Annotated in this window: 19 protein-coding genes; 12 read left to right on the forward strand and 7 right to left on the reverse strand. The window is 72.4% G+C overall.

All coding sequences use genetic code 11. The features are described from left to right. Positions 1-20: 20 nt before the first annotated feature. Positions 21-1,097, reverse strand: coding sequence for a MerR family transcriptional regulator (locus ACFOSY_RS00405; RefSeq protein ID WP_394304723.1), 1,077 nt, complete (start codon positions 1,095-1,097; stop codon positions 21-23). A 275-nt stretch (positions 1,098-1,372) separates the two neighbouring features. Here ACFOSY_RS00405 and ACFOSY_RS00410 point away from each other — a divergent pair, with 275 nt between their 5' ends. Continuing rightward, the gene (locus tag ACFOSY_RS00410) at positions 1,373-2,119 is read left to right on the forward strand and encodes a class I SAM-dependent methyltransferase (RefSeq protein WP_394304724.1); all 747 of its coding nucleotides are present in this window, start codon (positions 1,373-1,375) and stop codon (positions 2,117-2,119) included. Positions 2,120-2,371: 252 nt separating this feature from the next. On the opposite strand, the gene ACFOSY_RS00415 is transcribed toward ACFOSY_RS00410, so the two are convergent. Further along, positions 2,372-3,667 carry a GNAT family N-acetyltransferase gene (locus ACFOSY_RS00415; RefSeq protein ID WP_394304725.1) on the reverse strand — a complete coding sequence of 432 codons (1,296 nt, stop codon included), beginning with the start codon at positions 3,665-3,667 and terminating at the stop codon, positions 2,372-2,374. 108 nt (positions 3,668-3,775) lie between these two features. Between ACFOSY_RS00415 and ACFOSY_RS00420 the strand changes: the two genes are divergently transcribed. The 4 genes from ACFOSY_RS00420 to ACFOSY_RS00435 all read left to right on the forward strand — a co-directional run bounded on the left by ACFOSY_RS00420 (position 3,776) and on the right by ACFOSY_RS00435 (position 6,361). After that, positions 3,776-4,369: a hypothetical protein gene (locus ACFOSY_RS00420; protein WP_394304726.1), complete on the forward strand. Its 594-nt coding sequence runs from the start codon at positions 3,776-3,778 to the stop codon at positions 4,367-4,369. A gap of 238 nt (positions 4,370-4,607) precedes the next feature. Next, positions 4,608-5,099 carry a helix-turn-helix domain-containing protein gene (locus ACFOSY_RS00425; protein ID WP_394304727.1) on the forward strand — a complete coding sequence of 164 codons (492 nt, stop codon included), beginning with the start codon at positions 4,608-4,610 and terminating at the stop codon, positions 5,097-5,099. 76 nt (positions 5,100-5,175) lie between these two features. Next, entirely contained in the window at positions 5,176-5,823 is a 648-nt protein-coding gene (locus tag ACFOSY_RS00430; RefSeq protein WP_394304728.1) for a hypothetical protein, read from the forward strand. Between the two features lie 205 nt (positions 5,824-6,028). After that, entirely contained in the window at positions 6,029-6,361 is a 333-nt protein-coding gene (locus tag ACFOSY_RS00435) for a DUF2516 family protein (RefSeq protein WP_031020197.1), read from the forward strand. A gap of 87 nt (positions 6,362-6,448) precedes the next feature. Here ACFOSY_RS00435 and ACFOSY_RS00440 read toward each other — a convergent pair whose 3' ends face one another. The 3 genes from ACFOSY_RS00440 to ACFOSY_RS00450 form a co-directional block, all read right to left on the reverse strand. Next, positions 6,449-7,786, reverse strand: coding sequence for a PP2C family protein-serine/threonine phosphatase (locus ACFOSY_RS00440; RefSeq protein ID WP_394304729.1), 1,338 nt, complete (start codon positions 7,784-7,786; stop codon positions 6,449-6,451). Between the two features lie 355 nt (positions 7,787-8,141). After that, positions 8,142-9,239, reverse strand: coding sequence for a C40 family peptidase (locus ACFOSY_RS00445; RefSeq protein ID WP_394304730.1), 1,098 nt, complete (start codon positions 9,237-9,239; stop codon positions 8,142-8,144). 248 nt (positions 9,240-9,487) lie between these two features. Continuing rightward, the gene (locus ACFOSY_RS00450; RefSeq protein ID WP_394304731.1) at positions 9,488-10,309 is read right to left on the reverse strand and encodes a class I SAM-dependent methyltransferase; all 822 of its coding nucleotides are present in this window, start codon (positions 10,307-10,309) and stop codon (positions 9,488-9,490) included. Between the two features lie 394 nt (positions 10,310-10,703). Between ACFOSY_RS00450 and mshA the strand changes: the two genes are divergently transcribed. Together mshA and ACFOSY_RS00460 are read left to right on the forward strand one after the other, a co-directional pair. Continuing rightward, on the forward strand, positions 10,704-12,041 hold the full coding sequence (mshA, locus tag ACFOSY_RS00455; RefSeq protein WP_394304732.1) for a D-inositol-3-phosphate glycosyltransferase: 1,338 nt from the start codon (positions 10,704-10,706) through the stop codon (positions 12,039-12,041). Next, a complete protein-coding gene (locus ACFOSY_RS00460; RefSeq protein WP_394304733.1) occupies positions 12,034-12,555 on the forward strand; it encodes a type III secretion system chaperone family protein in 522 nt (173 codons plus the stop codon). Before mshA ends, ACFOSY_RS00460 begins: the two co-directional genes overlap by 8 nt. On the opposite strand, the gene ACFOSY_RS00465 is transcribed toward ACFOSY_RS00460, so the two are convergent. After that, the gene (locus tag ACFOSY_RS00465) at positions 12,512-13,357 is read right to left on the reverse strand and encodes a helix-turn-helix domain-containing protein (protein WP_394304734.1); all 846 of its coding nucleotides are present in this window, start codon (positions 13,355-13,357) and stop codon (positions 12,512-12,514) included. The two genes, ACFOSY_RS00460 and ACFOSY_RS00465, sit on opposite strands and share 44 nt — an antisense overlap. A gap of 49 nt (positions 13,358-13,406) precedes the next feature. Between ACFOSY_RS00465 and ACFOSY_RS00470 the strand changes: the two genes are divergently transcribed. The 5 genes from ACFOSY_RS00470 to ACFOSY_RS00490 all read left to right on the forward strand — a co-directional run bounded on the left by ACFOSY_RS00470 (position 13,407) and on the right by ACFOSY_RS00490 (position 16,792). Then, on the forward strand, positions 13,407-13,829 hold the full coding sequence (locus ACFOSY_RS00470) for a DUF2000 family protein (protein WP_394304735.1): 423 nt from the start codon (positions 13,407-13,409) through the stop codon (positions 13,827-13,829). Between the two features lie 31 nt (positions 13,830-13,860). Next, entirely contained in the window at positions 13,861-14,817 is a 957-nt protein-coding gene (locus tag ACFOSY_RS00475) for a GlxA family transcriptional regulator (RefSeq protein WP_394304736.1), read from the forward strand. Positions 14,818-14,962: 145 nt separating this feature from the next. Beyond that, positions 14,963-15,961 carry a type I glyceraldehyde-3-phosphate dehydrogenase gene (gene gap, locus ACFOSY_RS00480; RefSeq protein ID WP_394304737.1) on the forward strand — a complete coding sequence of 333 codons (999 nt, stop codon included), beginning with the start codon at positions 14,963-14,965 and terminating at the stop codon, positions 15,959-15,961. A 183-nt stretch (positions 15,962-16,144) separates the two neighbouring features. After that, positions 16,145-16,354, forward strand: a complete 210-nt coding sequence (locus ACFOSY_RS00485; RefSeq protein WP_394304738.1) for a hypothetical protein — start codon at positions 16,145-16,147, stop codon at positions 16,352-16,354. 201 nt (positions 16,355-16,555) lie between these two features. After that, the gene (locus tag ACFOSY_RS00490; protein ID WP_394304739.1) at positions 16,556-16,792 is read left to right on the forward strand and encodes a hypothetical protein; all 237 of its coding nucleotides are present in this window, start codon (positions 16,556-16,558) and stop codon (positions 16,790-16,792) included. Between the two features lie 163 nt (positions 16,793-16,955). On the opposite strand, the gene ACFOSY_RS00495 is transcribed toward ACFOSY_RS00490, so the two are convergent. Beyond that, positions 16,956-17,618 carry a Type 1 glutamine amidotransferase-like domain-containing protein gene (locus ACFOSY_RS00495; protein WP_394304740.1) on the reverse strand — a complete coding sequence of 221 codons (663 nt, stop codon included), beginning with the start codon at positions 17,616-17,618 and terminating at the stop codon, positions 16,956-16,958. Positions 17,619-17,676 lie beyond the last annotated feature (58 nt).

Below are 17,676 nucleotides of genomic sequence, written 5' to 3' on the forward strand. Positions count from 1 at the left end.
CCGACGGGTGACCGGAATGCCTACGGCTGTTCCACCACGTCCGCGACCACACAGCTCACGTTGTCCGGGCCGCCCGACGCGTTGGCCAGGTCGACGAGCGCGCGGACGGCCGCCTCGGGCTCGGGCGTGCCGGAGAGCACGCGGTGGACGTCCCCGGCGGGCACGACCGTGGACAGGCCGTCGGAGCAGAGGAGGTAGCGGTCGCCGGCGCGGGCGTCGTGCAGGCGCAGGTCGGGCGTGGAGTCGGCGCCCCGGCCCAGGGCGCGCATCAGCAGGGACCGCTGCGGGTGCGAGGCGGCCTCCTCGGGGGTGAGGCGCCCCTCGTCGATCAGCGACTGCACCACCGTGTGGTCGTGGGTGATCTGGAACAGCTCCCCGTCGCGCAGGAGATGGACGCGGGAGTCGCCGATGTGGACGAGGGCGAGCTGCGAGCCGGTCCACAGCATCGCGGTGAGGGTGGTGCCGGCGTCGGTGTCGTCGTCGCCGGGCGCGGAGACGCCGTGCACGGCCTGTTCGGCGCGGCCGAGGGCGTCCTCGAGGGCGCCCAGCAGGTCGCCCGCCGGGACGGTCTCCGTCTCGAGACTGCGCAGGGCTTCGACGGCGGCCGCGCCGGCGGGGGCGCCGCCGCTGCCGTAGCCGTCGGCGACGGCGAGCAGGCGGGAGCTCGCGTAGGCGGTGTCCTGGTTGCTCGCGCGGACGCGCCCGGTGTCGGACAGGGCGGCGTAACGGAGCGCGAGGGGTGCGGTGGTGCGGGACATGGTGGGGTCCTTCCCGGTCAGATGGTCGACGAGGAAGGCCGCCAGGTCCCGCCGCGCGGCCGTGTCGGCCTCGACCCGCGCCCAGTACGCCCGGATCTCGCCGGCCGCCTCGCCCGCCTCCAGGGCGCAGACCCGCCGGATACGGGCGAGCGGCATGCCCAGCCGCCGGAGCCAGGCGACCAGCCGGGCCTGCTCCAGCTGCTGTGGCGCGTAACGGCGGTACCCGGTGTCCGGGTCGACGCGGGCGGGAGTCAGCAGACCGAGCTCGTCGTACAGCCGCAGCGCCTTCGGCGACAGCCGGGACGCCTTCGCGAACGCCCCGATGGTCAGCAGCTCCATGCGTGTCCCTCCTCGTACCGGGCCCGTCGCCCGGCACCTCGATGCTGGGCGCTCCCCTTGGGTGAAGGTCAACAGCGGGCTCGACGCGTGGCCGATCCGGTCCCACGTCAGGTCCGGCACCCGGACGGAACCGGTGCACCGACCGGCAACCGGTGACCCTCACCTGCGGCTGTGAGGGTGGCCGGCAGTTGCCTAGAAGCCTCCGTGAGGCCGTGCTGGGGAGAAAGTACGTCAAATGCTGCGCCAGGACCGCTCCAGCCGCCGAGGATGGTCGGATGACGACCACTTCGCAGGCTCGTTCCTTCGACAAGGCCGCTGCCGGCTATGCGGCGAACCGTCCTTCGTATCCGCCCACCTTGCTCGACGCGGTCGAGGAACTCGCCGGCCGCCCCTTGAAAGACGCCCGCGTCGCGGACATCGGCGCCGGTACGGGGCTGGCGACCGCGCTCCTCCATGCCCGTGGTGCCCACGTCGTCGCGGTCGAGCCCGGCCCCGCGATGGCCACCCAGTTCCGTCTCGCACTGCCCGACGTCCCGGTCGTGCTCGGTGACGGCGACACTCTGCCACTGGCTTCGGAGTCCGTCGACGTCCTCACCTATGCCCAGGCCTGGCATTGGACCGACCCGCACAAGTCCGTCCCCGAAGCCCTTCGAGTACTGCGCCCCGGCGGCGCACTCGCTCTCTGGTGGAACGACGCGGACAGCACTGTGGGCTGGATCGCCGCCCAGGACGCCCGCCTGCGCCGCCTCTTCGGCGCCGAGGACGGCGAACCGGACCCCATGGCGCGATTCCGCCGCCTGCCGCCCGAACTGACCTTCCTCACCCGGCAGGTGTCGTGGACAAGGAGCGTCCCGCTCGAAACGCATCTCGCGAATCTCGCCAGCTACTCCGACTTCCTCGTCCTCGGCGAAGACGCCACCGAGACGTTCCTGGCCGCGGAGAGGGACATCCTGACCGAGACCTTCCCGGACGGGACGGTCGAGGAGTGCTACGTGGTCAGCCTGGCCGTCACCACCCGTTGACACCGGAGCAGGCCAACGGGCGGGTCCGTTCCGCGCCGGCGCCCTGACGACTGCGAGCCCCGCGCAACCGCTCGGACGACGATCTCGCGGCGCAGCCCGCCTCACCCGGAGCTGACCAGCTGGAACGCGAGACCGGCCCGCCCTCGGCGCGGATCACGTTGGCGAAGTACTCGCGTGCGGTCGTCCGCGACGGACTGATGACCAATACCCGAAGTGGGCTCAACGGCCTTACCCGTCGTCCCGCATCACTCGTCAGAACACGAAGGAGTTGTGCGGTTCCGGATCGGTCCGGAACAACCGGGCCAGCTGCCCGATCGCGCCGTCGGCGTGCGGGGTGATGTGGCCCGCATACGCCAGGTCGTGCGCCGACATGCCGCCGAAGTAGAGCGAACCGAGCGCCTGGACCGTGATGGTCATGTCCGCCACCCGGTTGGTCGGAACACACGTCACCGCAGCACCGTCTGCCCGGAGATGCCAAGTCCGGTTGTTCGCCGGGCACATCCGGTCGCCGTCGATGGTGAACCTCAGCTCGCCAGATGTGTCGTACGACCGTTGTGTCAAGGCGAGGGGGACGTCGAGAAGACGCGCCCACAGGTTGTCCGATTGGCGGGTGATGCGCATCGCGCGTGGGTTCGTGAGCATCCACCGCAAGGGTTCGTCGCGTGGACGGCCGGGTGCCACGATGGTCTTGGTGAGATCGAAGTCGATCAGCACACTCCACAGGGCGCGGTAGGCCGTCGGATTCGTCGCCTCCAGGGCTTCCACGACGAGCGTTCCCGCGTTGTCCGCCGTCGAGGACCACGGCAGTCGGAAGTTGGCGATGCCGTCTGCCTCGCCGCGCTGGTCACGGTGGACGAGATACCGCATGGGTCCGTTCGTGCCGTCTGCTTCGTCGGACAGCCCGTCCCAGCGTCCGGGGCGGGGAGTGAGCTCACCGACGCGGTATGCACGCACGCCCGCGTGCACCACGGGCCATGCCGCCCTCGCCTGCCTGGCGTCGATCAGCTCCAGCGACCCGGGATCGGTCTTTGCTGGAAGGAGGGTGGCTTCGTGACGGGCCAACTCCCACCGGACGCGGTAGGTCGCCGGCGAGAATCCGTACCGCCCGTAAATGCTGCCTTCGCTCGCGCTGAGCATCGCCAACGGCTCGCCTCGGTCCAAGGCCGATGCGAACATGGCCTGCATCATCTGCCGCAAGTAACCGCGTCGGCGGTGGGTCGCGATCACCCCGGTGGCAGTGACGCCGGCCATCCTGACCGTCCCCCCGCCGGAGACGGTCACCTCGAAGGAGAGGGTGGCCGACGCGCCGACGCATGTGCCATCGACGAACGTCGCGATCGGGTGGAAGGACTCATCTTCGACATCGGCCTCTGCCCACTCATCGAGCTGCTCTGCGGTCGCGGGGGCGCGCTGCGGGGGCCACGGCTCGGGACCACCATGCCACGCAGCGTCTGCCGGCTCCCACTTCGGCAGCCCGTTCGCGAACGGCAATACCCGGTAGTACGCGGCCATTTCATCTGGTCGTGGCGGGCGGACCTGAGTCACCATGCCGGACATTGCATCCGCCACCCCGCCGACCGGCAACCGAATATCTGCCCATGAGCAACGAGAGTTCATCGGTAGATCCCGCGACGCGAATCGCACCGAGGAGACGAGTTGATCACGGAGTACCAGCAGAAGCGGCGCGAGCGCTACCTCGCCGCCCCCGTCCTGCCGACCCCGGAGCCGTGGCAGCCGGTGCTGGACCGCGGAACGCCCATCGGGGGCCTCCTCGGTATCGGATTCGCCGTTCATCCCGACAGCGGACACGACCTCGTCATGGTCGTGTCCAGCGACGGCCACGGACTCTTCGACGCGGTCACCGGCGAGAAGATCGCCCGCGACAGGGACCCCGACCTCGAAACGAGCACGCCCGATGCCCACCCGGACCTCGTCTGCCCCGGGCTCGGCCCGATCGCAGGCGCCCCGGTGCGCATCGCCGGTCTCTTCGGCGGCGGCCTGCACAGCACCACACCGGACGGCTGGACCCTGGACGTCGTCAGCCCCGACTGGCCGCACGACCGCGTCATCCTCTCCGCCGACGGCGGGTCCCACACAGGCCCGGCAGGAGGAACGTGGTGGCACATCTTCCACTCCGAGTACTCGGAACTCCGCGCGGCCGGGTTCTCTCCCTCCGGCCTGACCCTGGCGGTCGCCACCAGCAGTGACCTCACCCTCTGGACCCGACCTGAGCTCCACTCCAACGACTGAGACAACGGGACCGCACGCGAGGACGACAGATGGACCGGCGTGGGCCTTCACGCTCTTCCTCGCCGACGACGCCGGCGCGGTCCTCGCCTGCACGGGAGTCCGCCAAGCCGAGCGGTGACAGTTGTCCTGCTCAGGTGACCACTGTCTTGCTCGGTCACAGCGGATCGCGCGGAGAGGTAGCGCACTCTTGCAAGCAGGGTGCTTGCAATTGTTAGCGCGGTGCGTCATGGTGGAGGGCATGGCATCCCTGAACGTCGGCGGTCTCGGTGAGTATCTGCGCGAGCAGCGGCGCAACGCGCAGTTGTCGCTGCGGCAGCTCGCCGACGCCGCCGGGGTGTCCAATCCGTACCTGAGCCAGATCGAGCGCGGGCTGCGCAAGCCCAGCGCGGAGGTGCTCCAGCAGGTCGCCAAGGCGCTGCGCATCTCCGCCGAGACGCTGTACGTCCGTGCCGGGATCCTCGACGCGGAGCGTGACCGGGACGAGGTCGAGACGCGCGCCGTGATCCTCGCCGATCCCACCCTGACCGAGCGCCAGAAGCAGGTGCTCCTGCAGATCTACGAGTCCTTCCGCAAGGAGAACGGATTCGGGGGCACCGAAGACGGTGAGGTGGATCCCGTCGGGTCCCAGCCGGGCACGGAGGCCTCCACCAGCAAGGGCGGCAGACCCGCCGAGCGCCCCGGCCCCGAGGCCGGCGGCGACGACAGCGGTCCGCGACGGACGGCCGGCTGAGCCGGCCAGGGCACCGGCCGCCCGCCGCGGACCACACAGACCCTCAGCCGAAACGACATCCGGGAGGACCATCACCATGGCCATCACCGACGACCTGCGCAAGACCTTCAGCGACCCCAAGCCGCTCTACTTCGCCGCCGGCACCGCCGACCTGGCGCTGCAGCAGGCCAGGAAGGTGCCGGCCCTGGTGGAGCAGCTGCGCACCGAGGCCCCGGCCCGTATCGAGGCCGTGCGCGGCACCGACCCCAAGGCCGTCCAGGAGCGGGTGACCGTCCGCGTCCGGGAGACGCAGGAGACCCTTCAGGCCAAGGCCAACGAGCTGTTCGGGACGATCGACACCGACCTGAAGAAGCTCGGCGAGACCGCCCAGGACCTGGCGCTGCGCAGCGTGGGCGTGGCCGCCGAGTACGCGGTCAAGGCCCGCGAGACCTACGAGAAGCTCGCCGAGCACGGTGAGCAGGCCGTGAAGACCTGGCGCGGCGACGCCGCCGAGGGCATCGAGGACATCGCGGTGGCCGTCGAGCCGTCGGCCGAGCCGAAGCCGGCGGCCGCCCCGAAGCCGGCGGCCGCCCCGGCCGGGGCCAAGGCGGCCGAGAAGCCTGTCGAGGCCAAGCCGGCGGAGGTCACGCCGGCCGAGGCCGCTGCGAAGAAGCCCGCCGCCCCGAAGAAGGCCCCGGCCGCCCGCAAGGCCACGGCGAAGAAGACCACGCCGCCCGCCAAGTGAGCGGCGCCGGACCGCGCTGAGCGGTACGGACGGGGAGGAACGGTACGGGCCGGGCACTTACGCGGTGCCCGGCCCGTTCTTCCGGGTAGCCGACCGGCGTATGCGGGTACGGTGACGGCGGGAAGACGACGTGGCGCCCGTCGGCGGCGCGGCAAGGACGACGGCGCGGTGGACGAGCCGATTACGGGTGGTGGACGTAGTGCTGATGCAGGGCTTCGCTAACTTCATGTGGCTGTTGAGCATGGCTCTGATCCTGTTCAGCGGTTTCGCGCTGATCGACGCCGCCGTCCGCCGTGAGGACGCCTACCGCGCGGCGGACAAGAAGACCAAGCCGTTCTGGCTGATCATCCTGGGGCTCGCCTTCGTGGTGAACCTGATCTTCAACATCCTGTCGTTCCTGCCGATCATCGGCCTGATCGCGACGATCGTGTACATGGTGGACGTGCGGCCCGCGCTGCGTGGCCTGCCGGGTGGCGGCCGGTCCCGCCGGGGCTCCAGCAGTGACGGCCCGTACGGGCCCTACAACGGCGGGCGCTGACCCCTGAAGGCGCTGCTGTGACCGCGCCCGAAGGGGCGCGGGCACCTGCGCGAACGGCCCCGGACGGCCCGCGGCCGTCCCGATGCCTCAGCGGGTCCGGTCCAGCAGCAGTACCGCCACGTCGTCCGTCAGCTCGCCGCCGTTGAGGTCGCGGACCTCGTTGACGGCCGTGCGCAGCAGCTCCTCACCGCTCAGGCCCTCGGCGAGCCTGCGGCGGATCATCTCCACCATGCCGTCCTGGCCCAGCCGCTCGCCGGTGTCGCCGACCCGGCCCTCGATCAGACCGTCGGTGTAGAGCATGAGGCTCCACTCGGCGCCCAGCTCCACCTGCATCCGCGGCCAGCGGGCGCCCGGCAGCAGCCCGAGCGCCGGGCCGTTGTTGTCGTACGGCAGCAGCCGCGCCGGCACGCCGGGGCGGGCCAGCAGCGGTGACGGGTGGCCGGCCAGGCACAGGCCCGCCCGGCGGCCGTCCGGGGCGATGTCCACCGTGCACAGCGTCGCGAAGATCTCGTCGTCCGGACGCTCGTGCTCCAGCACCTGCTGGAGCGTGCTCAGCAGCTGGTCCCCGCACAGCCCGGCCAGGGTCAGCGCCCGCCAGGCGATGCGCAGCTCCACGCCGAGCGCCGCCTCGTCCGGGCCGTGCCCGCAGACGTCGCCGATCATGGCGTGCACGGTCCCGTCGGGCGTGCGGACCACGTCGTAGAAGTCGCCGCCGAGCAGGGCGCGCGAGCGGCCGGGCCGGTAGCGGGCGGCGAACCGCAGCGGGGAGCCGTCCAGCAGCGGCGTCGGCAGCAGGCCGCGCTCGAGGCGGCGGTTCTCCTGGGCGCGCAGCCGGCCCTCGGCGAGCCGCCGCTCCGCGGAGTCGGACCGCTTGCGCTCCACCGCGTAGCGGATGGCGCGGCTCAGCAGTCGGCCGTCCAGCTCGTCGCGGACCAGGTAGTCCTGTGCGCCGACCCGTACGGCCTCGGCGCCGCGCTCGGTGTCGTCCGCGCCGGTGAGGGCGAGGACGGCGTGCCGGGGCGCCAGTTCCAGGACGTGCCGCAGGACGGCCAGCTCGTCGCCGTCGTCCGCCCGGCCGGGCGCGGGCAGTGCCAGGTCCAGCAGGATGCAGTGGACGTCGTCGGTCAGCAGCCGCTCGGCCTCGGTGAGGTTGCGGGCGGTGCGGATGCGAATCGGCCGCCCGGCCTGGTCGGTCAGGTCGGGCACGATCGGCGTGCCGCCGGGGTCGTTCTCGATGAGCAGCAGTGTGAGCTGCGCGGGTGTGGTGGCGGTCGCGGTCGTCGCCGTGGCGGACGGGGCGGCCGCGCCGGGGGCCGCCGTCCGGTTCTCGGGCGACTCCTGTGCGGACTCGTTCGGTGCGGCGACCGGCCCCTGACCACCTTCCGCGGCCGGGATCGCTCTCTGCCGCGGTACGGGTGCGGGCATTGTTCCGGGTTCCTTCCCTCCCCCCGAGGGCATGGCGGGGGCGACGGATCTCGGCCCTGTCCCCCGCGTGTGTCCGGCGTGAGCGGGCGGGGGATGCCCCTTCGAACGGGGACCATAGCGGGTGACCGCGCCGCAGCGGAATGGTGTGAACCACGCCGCCCGGCCAACGGCCGCTGTCATATGCCGCGTTTGCTACCGCAGTTGGACAGGCCGGAGATGCCGCCGGAATGACGAACGTCACGTCCACGGCGCGTTGACCCCGAGATCCACGTGTGGTGGGTCACGTGGCCCGTGTCACCGGGTCGTTGGGGCCGTCGGACAAGGCCCTGAGCCCGGCGCCGGCGCCCCTGAGACCTCACTCCGTGCCCGGGTCGGGCCGTACGACGCCCAGGATCGGCATGGAGCCGGCGCCGGCGAGCGTCACCGTGCGCCCGGGACGGGGCGCGTGGACGATCGTCCCGTCGCCCACGTACATCCCGACGTGGCTGGCGTCGGCCCAGTAGATGACGAGGTCGCCGGGCCGCATGTCCTTGACGTCGACGCGCTTCAGCTGCTGCCACTGCATCTGCGACGTGCGCGGGATGGTCTTCCCGGCGGCCAGCCACGCCTGCGAGGTCAGCCCGGAGCAGTCGAACGTGTTCGGACCCTCCGCGCCCCACTGGTACGGCTTGCCGATCTGCGCCGTGGCGTACGCCACGGCCTTGCGGCCCTGCGCGGTCGCCTTCGAGGTGAGCTCGTCGAGCACGCCGGAGCTCAGCCAGGTGGCCTGGGCGCGGGCGGCGGCCTGCCGCTCCAGCCGGGCCAGCCGCTCCTTCTCCTCCTGCTCGAGCGCGGCCTCCAGCTTCTCGGCCGCCTTGATCTGCCGCTCGATCCGCTTCTGCGCGGCGGCCTTGACCTTGCGGCCCGCCTCCAGCTTCCGCATCTGTTCCCGCGCGTCCTCGGCGTACTCTTCCAAGTCCGCCTGCGTGCGCGTCATTTCGCCGATCAGGCCCTTGGCCGCGTGCTGGCCCTGGCGGACCCGGCCCGCGCCGTCGAGGAACTCCTGCGGGTCGTCGCTCAGCACCAGATGGGCCTCGGGCGGCAGCCCGCCGCCCCGGTACTGGGCGGCCGCCGCGGCGCCCGCGCGGGTCTTCAGGTCGGCCAGCTTCTCCCGGCCCTCGACGATCTTCTTCGCCAGCCGGACGACCTGCGCGGTCTGCTGCCGGGCCTTCTCCTCGGCCGCGTTGTACGCGTCGGTGGCCTTGGCGGCCGCGCGGTAGAGCGCGTCGAGCTTCTTGCGGACGGCCTCCAGCTCCTCGTCGCTGGTGACCACGGTGACGCTCGCCTGCGCGCCCGGGCCCGGGCCCGGCGGGGGAGTGGGCGCCGCGAACGCCGTTCCCGGCACGGCCAGTACGGTGACCGCGCAGACCACGGTCACGGCCGCCGTCAGCATCCCGCGCTTGCCTGCCCCCATGCGTGCACCCCCGCCTGGTTAATCGTCAGTAACTTTCCGCTGTCGAAGGGATGCTGCCATGCACGGGCCCGAAACGACAGGGGCTGTGGACAACGCCCCTTCCGTCCCGCTGTTCCCCGTACGGCCGTTCGCCCCGCCGGTGTGACGAACGGCCGGGGGAGATCGTTCCCGGACGGAGACGCGGAGGCCGGGCCTCCGGTGTCGGCACCACCCGCGCGGCTGTCGTCACCACCTGTGCCGAGCCGACGTCACCACCCGCGCGGCGCCAACGCCCCCCACCGCACGGTGACTTCGCCCTGCCGCCACCGTGCCGGACCGTCCGTCACGGGCCAGTCGGCCGTGAGGTCCCGCACGGCCCGGATCCAGCGCTGCCGCGCGCCGTACGAGGCGTAGGGCGCGGCGGCGGCCCAGGCGCGGTCGAAGTCGCGCAGGAAGGCGTGCACCGGCTCGCCGGGGACGTTGCGGTGGATGAGCGCCTTGGGCAGGCGTTCGGCCAGGTCGGACGGGCGGTCCAGGGAGCCGAGCCGGGTCGCGAAGGTGACGGTGCGCGGTCCCTCGGGGCCGAGCGCGACCCACACGTGCCGGCGTCCGATCTCGTCGCAGGTCCCCTCGACCAGCAGCCCGCCACGCGAGCCGGCCGCCGGGTCGGCCGGGGCGAGCCGCGCGCACAGCCGCCGCCACACGCCGGCGACCTCCCCCTCGTCGTACTGGCGCAGCACGTTCGCCGCGCGCACCAGGACCGGGCTGCCCGGCACCGGGATCTCGAAGCCTCCGCGCAGGAACACCAGCCCCTCCCGCTCGTACGGCCGCGCCGAGGCGACCCGGGCCGGGTCGATCTCCACGCCTGCCACCCGGGTGCGGGGCGCCGTGGTGCGCAGCCTGTGCAGCAGTTCGAGCGCGGTCCAGGGCGCCGCGCCGTAGCCGAGGTCGACGGCGAGCGGGTCGGCGGCGCGGCGCAGCTCGGCGCCGTGCGCGGCCGCGATCCAGCGGTCCATGCGGCGCAGCCGGTTGGGGTTGGTGGTGCCGCGCGTCACCGTGCCCACGGGGGCGGAGGCGGGACGCGGTGTCATGAGGACGAGGGTACGGGGGTACTCGCCCCCGGATCGCGGGCGAGGGTACGGGGGTACTCGCCCCCGGACCGCGGGCGAGGGTACGGGGGTACCCGCCCCCGGACCGCGGACGGCCGTACGGGACACCTGGCCCCGGACCACGGACGAGGTTACGGGGACACCCACCCCCGGATCGCGGACGACCGTACGGGGGCACCCGCCCCCGGACCGCCGCGCGTGCGCCCCCACCGGCACGCACCCCGCACTCGAACGGTTGAGCTAGACAAGGCAATGTTTCGGCAAAGACCGCCACCGACGGCGCCGCGCGGAAATGGGAACGCGGCGTTCCGATGTTGACGTCCCCGAGGGTCCTACGCCCTCTCCCAGCCGTGCCCGCAGCGAGGAGGAACGCCACGTGAGCCAGTACATCGCGAGGCTCGGGCGGCGCTCCCCCGCCGCACCGCCGCGGCTGCGGCTGCACCGCAGGCCCCGCCGCGTGGCGATGCTCTCCGTGCACACCTCACCGCTGCACCAGCCGGGCACCGGCGACGCGGGCGGCATGAACGTCTACATCGTGGAGCTGGCCCAGCGCCTCGCCGCGATCAACATCGAGGTGGAGATCTTCACCCGAGCCACCGCGGCCGCCCTCCCGCCCGTCGTCGAGCTCGCGCCCGGCGTCCTCGTCCGGCACGTCGACGCGGGCCCCTACGAGGGACTGGCCAAGGAGGACCTGCCGGCCCAGCTGTGCGCCTTCACCCACGGCGTGATGCAGGCCTGGGCCGGACACCGCCCCGGCCACTACGACCTGGTCCACTCCCACTACTGGCTCTCCGGCCACGTCGGCTGGCTGGCCGCCCAGCGCTGGGGCGTGCCCCTGGTGCACGCCATGCACACCATGGCCAAGGTCAAGAACGCCAACCTCGCCGACGGCGACACGCCCGAGCCCGCCGCACGCGTCATCGGCGAGACCCAGATCGTCGCCGCCGCCGACCGGCTGATCGCCAACACCTCCGAGGAGGCGGGCGAACTCGTTCACCACTACGCCGCCGACCCCGCCAAGGTCGCCGTCGTCCACCCCGGGGTGAATCTCGGCCGCTTCCGCCCCGCCGACGGCCGCGCCGCCGCCCGCGCCCGCCTGGGCCTGCCGAGAGACGCGCTCATCCCGCTCTTCGCCGGCCGCATCCAGCCCCTCAAGGCCCCCGACGTGCTGCTGCGCGCGGTGGCCGTGCTGCTCGCCGACCGCCCCGAGCTGCGCTCCCGGCTGTGCGTGCCCGTGGTCGGCGGCCCCAGCGGCAGCGGCCTCGCCAAGCCCGAAGGGCTCCAGAAGCTCGCCGCCCGGCTCGGCATCGCCGACGTCGTCCACTTCCACCCGCCGGTCGGGCAGGAGGAGCTCGCGGACTGGTTCCGCGCCGCGTCCGTGCTGGTCATGCCGTCGTACAGCGAGTCGTTCGGGCTGGTCGCCATAGAGGCGCAGGCGTCCGGCACCCCGGTGCTCGCCGCGGAGGTCGGCGGCCTCCCGGTCGCCGTGCGCGACGGGGAGACCGGCTTCCTGATCCGGGGCCACGACCCGGCCGCCTACGCGCGCGTCCTGCGCGAGTTCGCCGAGCGGCCGGAGCTCGCCGCCCGGATGGGCGAGGCCGCCGCCCGGCACGCCCTGTCCTTCGGCTGGGACGCCGCGGCCGCCGCCACGGCCGACGTCTACACGGCCGCGACCCACGCCCACCGCCGTCACGTACGCTCCCACCATGGCTGACACGGAAGCGGAGCAGCGGGCGGCACAGATCGTCGAGGGCGTGCTGAAGGACGCCGAGCTGGAGTGGGAGAGCCCGGACCCCGGGACCTACGTGGTGAAACTCCCCGGCACCCGCAAGCTGTCCACGACGGTCTCCCTGATCGTCGGCAGGCACACCCTGTCCCTCAACGCCTTCGTCATCCGCCACCCCGACGAGAACGAGGCGGGCGTCCACCGCTGGCTCCTGGAGCGCAACCTCAAGCTGTTCGGCGTGAGTTACGCCGTCGACCCGCTCGGCGACATCTACGTCACCGGCCGCCTGCCGCTGCCCGCGATCACCCCCGAGGAGCTCGACCGGCTGCTCGGGCAGGTCCTGGAGGCCGCCGACGGCAGCTTCAACACCCTGCTGGAACTGGGCTTCGCCTCCGCGATCCGCAAGGAGTACGCCTGGCGCGTGTCACGCGGCGAGTCCACCCGCAACCTGGACGCCTTCACCCACCTGCTGCGCCCGTCGCCCGGTAGCGTCCCGGAGTGACCCCCACCAGCCGGCGGAAGTGCCGGGTGAGGTGGGCCTGGTCGTAGAAGCCGACGGCGGCCGCGACCGCGCTCGGCGGCCACCCCTGAAGCAGCAGCCCCCGGGCCCGCCCGACCCGCCGCGACATCAGGTACTGGTGCGGCGGGATGCCGTACGCCGTGCTGAACGCCCGTACCAGATGGGCGGGATGCGCGGACAGCTCGGCGCCCGCCTCCGCCAGCGTGACCCCGTCGGCCACCCGCTCGTCGAGCAACTCCCGCAGCCGCCGCGCCAGTACGGGATCCGAGCGGCGGTGCTCGGCCGGCTCGAGCGACCGCAGATGCTCCCGCAGCCGCTGCCCGACCAGCGTCAGCCGGCTTTCCGCCTCCAGTTCGTCCCCCGGCCGCACCAGCGCGGCGTGCACCTGCCCGACGCGCCGGCGCAGCAGGGGATCACGCAGGTCGGGGCGGTCCACGGCGGCCCCGATGAGGTCGTCGCCGAGCCGGCTGGAGTCCAGGTACAGCACCCGCTTGCGGAAGCCCTCGGCGGTGGCGGGCTCCCCGTTGTGCGGCACGTGCGGCGGCAGCAGGGTCACGGTGTCGTCCGGGGTGCCGTGCTCGTGCCGGTCCAGGTCGTACCGCACGGCCCCGGAGTCGACGATCAGCAGCGTCCAGGCGTCGTGCACGTGCATCGGGTAGGCGTACTCGGTGAACCGGGCGTGGAACACCTCGACGACACCGGGGACGGAGGGCCGCCAGGCGGAGACGGTCGCCGGTGGCCCTGAGACGGGAGACTCCGGGGAGACAGACGCCGGGGAGGGCATGCAAACAACGTACAAGACGGCGAAGGGCCCCGGTCGGCAGTCTCGGGGCATGAGCACGAGCACCCGTTTCGACACGAAGATCGCCGTCCTGCTGCGCGAGGACCTGGAGCCCTGGCAGCGCCTCAACGTCACCGCGTTCCTGGTCAGCGGCCTGGGCACGCAGATCCCCGAGCTGATCGGGCAGCCGTACGAGGACGCGGACGGCGTGCCGTACCTGCCGATGTTCCGCCAGCCCGTGCTGGTCTTCCAGGGCACCAAGGAGGTCCTGAAGGCGTCCCACGAGCGCGCCCTGTCCCGCGCCCTGCCCCGCGCGGTCTTCACCTCCGACCTCTTCGCGACCGGCCACGACGACGCCAACCGCGCGGCCGTCCGCGCCGTCCGCACCACCGACCTGGACCTGGTCGGCCTCGCGGTCCACGGCCCGCGCAACGCGGTGGACAAGGTGCTGAAGGGGGCGCGGATGCATCCGTGAGGGGTGAGGGTGCGCGGCGTAGGCTTTCCGCGTGCCCGCCGCCCGCCTCCACCGCGTCGCCGTCCTGGTGCTCGAGGGCGCGAAGCCGCTCGACGTCGGGATTCCCGCGCAGGTCTTCACGACCCGCGCGAGCATGCCGTACGAGGTGCGGGTGTGCGGGGCGGCGCCCGGCCTGGTGACCGGCGGGGACGGCCTCGCGTACGCCGTCTCGCACGGCCTCGACGCGCTGGAGTGGGCCGACATCGTCTTCGTGCCCGGATACCGCTTCCCCGACCGTGACGATCCGCCGCCGGCCGTCGTCGACGCGCTGGTCGCCGCGCACGCGCGGGGCGCGCGGCTCGCCGCGATCTCCACGGGCGCGTTCGCGCTGGCCGCCACCGGCCTGCTGGACGGGCGGCGCGCCACCACGCACTGGCACTACACGCGCGCCCTCATGGCCCGGCATCCGCGCGTCAAGGTCGACGAGAACGTGCTGTTCGTCGACGAGGGCAGCGTGCTCACCTCGGCGGGCGCCGCCTCCGGGATCGACCTGTGCCTGCACATCCTGCGCGGCGATCTCGGGGTGGCCGCGTCCAACCACGCGGCCCGGCGGCTGGTCGCGGCGCCCTACCGCAGCGGGGGCCAGGCCCAGTACGTGCCGCGCAGCGTGCCCGAGCCGCTGGGCGAGCGGTTCGCGGCGACGCGGGAGTGGGCGCTGCACCGGCTGGACGAGCCGCTCACCCTGGAGGTGCTGGCGCGGCAGGCGGGGGTGTCGCCGCGGACGTTCTCCCGGCGGTTCGTGGAGGAGACCGGCTACACGCCGATGCAGTGGGTGATGCGGGCCCGCGTCGACCTGGCCCGTGAGCTGCTGGAACGCTCGCAGCGCAGCGTCGAGCAGATCGCCGCCGACACGGGACTGGGCACGGGGGCGAACCTGCGGCTGCACTTCCAGCGGATCCTCGGTACGACGCCGAGCGAGTACCGGCGGACCTTCACGCGGGGGGAGTAGGCGGGGCCCTCTGCGGACCCTCTCTGCTGGACCTTTCCGCTGTGTGGCGGGTGTGGCGGGATCCTTGTGAACCCTGGCAATCACGCCACTGTCAGCGGCGCCGACGGCGCGCGAGCCTGGGTGAGGAGAGGAAGGGACACCACTCATGACTCGCATCGCCATCAACGGATTCGGCCGCATCGGACGCAATGTGCTGCGCGCCCTGCTGGAGCGGGAGACCGGCCTGGAGGTCGTCGCCGTCAACGACCTGACGGAGCCGACCGCCCTCGCCCGGCTGCTCGCCTTCGACAGCACCGCGGGACGCCTCGGGCGCCCGGTGAGCGTGGACGGCGACACCCTCGTCGTGGACGGCCACCGGATCAAGGTGCTGGCTGAGCGCGAGCCGGCGCAGCTGCCGTGGGCCGACCTGGACGTCGACCTCGTGCTGGAGGCCACCGGCCGCTTCACCTCGGCCAAGGCCGCCCGCGCCCACCTCGACGCGGGCGCCCGGAAGGTCCTGGTCAGCGCGCCCTCGGACGGCGCGGACGTGACGCTGGCGTACGGCGTGAACACCGACGCGTACGACGCGGAGCTGCACACGATCGTCTCCAACGCGTCCTGCACCACCAACGCGCTCGCGCCGCTGGCCGCGGTGCTCGACGACCTGGCGGGCATCGAGCACGGGTTCATGACGACCGTGCACGCCTACACGCAGGAGCAGAACCTCCAGGACGGCCCGCACCGCGACCCGCGCCGCGCCCGCGCCGCCGGCGTCAACATCGTGCCGACCACGACGGGCGCCGCGAAGGCGATCGGCCTGGTCCTGCCGAACCTCGACGGCAAGCTGTCCGGCGACTCGATCCGCGTGCCGGTGCCGGTCGGCTCCATCGTCGAGCTGAACACGACGGTCGCCCGCGACGTGACGCGCGACGAGGTGCTGGCCGCGTACCGCACGGCCGCGGAGGGCCCGCTGGCCGGCGTCCTGGAGTACTCGGAGGATCCGCTGGTGTCCTCGGACATCACCGGCAACCCGGCGTCGTCCATCTTCGACTCGGCGCTCACCCGCGTCGACGGCCGCCACGTCAAGGTGGTCGCCTGGTACGACAACGAGTGGGGCTTCTCGAACCGGGTGATCGACACGCTGGAGCTGCTGGCTCGCGGCTGACCTTCCGCCGCGTACGTGGGCGTGCCTGTGGACAACGGGCACGCCCACGTCGGCGTTCGGCGGTCAGGTACAGCCTGCTGTACCGCGAACAGGGGTGCTCGCCGGGCCGACGCGGCAGGTCCCGCTCCCTAGCGTGGAAACCACTGAACCGCGAAGCCCGAACTCCCGCCAGGAGCACCCACCATGACGATCACGCACCCCAAGACGCCCGAAACCTCCGCGACCCGCACGGCCGCCCTGTGGACCCTCGCGGCCGTCGCCGCCACGGCCAACCTCGTCACCTCCCTCGCCCACGAGGGCCTGGCGGCGAACCTCACCACCGGCCTCATCACCTTGGCCGCTTTGACGACCTTGGGCGCGCGCCACCGGCGGGGGCGGCGGGGGCGCGTCTGACCTGCGCCGGGCGGAAGTTGATGACGGTGCCATGACCCGCGATCCCCTCCGACTCAACGAGGGACATGAGGTTGCCGAGCCGAGAGCGGCGTAGGACGCCTTCCGGGTGAAGTGCCCCCTGTTCTCCCTGCATGGTCAGTTGTGTACTTCTAGCGTGCGGCTCGCTTTGTACACCCATTGCACGGAGGGAGTCGGTTCAGCATGACGACAACACCTGACCAGCAGCCAGCCCAGACTCAGGGGCAGCCTTCGACGATCATCATCAACAACTCCGCGTCAGCGTCAGCGTCAGCCGCGGCCGTTGTCGCCGGAGCCGGCTTGCGCCGTCGACGGCAGTCGCTGTGGGCTCATTTCTGGCTGTTGCTGCTGACGGGAGGCATCGGCAACATCTTCTATGCCGTGCATGTGAGCCGGTGGAACCGAGACAGAGGCCTCTGACCCGTTGACCTGCCCGGCCGGAAAGCCTGACGGCTGCCGCCGAGTCGCGGTGCGCGGGGGTGAGCCGTTCCGCGGGGGGACCGTTGTCTCCTTCGTATTGGCCGACGCCTGGTTGCCTGAGCCGTGACCAGGCGTCAGCCCTGGCATTTACCCGACCGCGCGCCTACGCCCCGAACTTCCTCCATCGCCCCTCGGAGATCACCTCGACCGTGCCGTCGACGACCTGGATGGCCGTCTGTTCGTCGATGGCGTAGGCCGGGCCGCCGATGTCGGCGGCCCACCGCTCGGCGTCGGCCATGGTGTTCTGCGGGAACAGGTCCAGGTGCGGGAAGATCGAGAAGTCGACGACTCCCAAGGTGCGGTCGTCCGGTGCGGACGGCCACTCGACGAAGTCCGAGCCGATCCGAGGCGTCATCACCATGCTTCCGGCACTCACTCCCACCCAGACCGTGTCGGACAGCGACGGCAGCAGATCGACCAGCCCGGACTCCCGCATCCAGTGGCACAGGTAGGTGGCGTCACCGCCGTCGACGAGGAGTACGTCGGCCTCCCGGATCCAGGGGACGTACCGCTCGGCGCCGATGGTGGGCAGCGCGGTGAGCTCGAGGACGCCGAGCGACCCCCAACCCAGGCCCGACGAGTACTGCCAGAGGGGCTCGGCTGCCGCGAAGCCCCGTACCGACGTCGGAGTGCACATCGGATGACCCCACTGTGCTGTCGGGATACAGAGCGCACGGCACTCGTCGATCGGCCTGCCGAGAAGCCGCAGGAGTGCGGAGCGGATGCTCGCGTTGGTGACGCCGCCTGAGGTGAGCAAGAGCTTCAAGGGTGTGCCTCCAGATGTGCGCGGAAGGTGGTTCCGCCTGGAGACTCCGGACCCTGCT

The sequence above is a fragment of the Streptomyces lusitanus genome (assembly GCF_042647945.1).
Lineage (GTDB): Bacteria > Actinomycetota > Actinomycetes > Streptomycetales > Streptomycetaceae > Streptomyces > Streptomyces pseudogriseolus.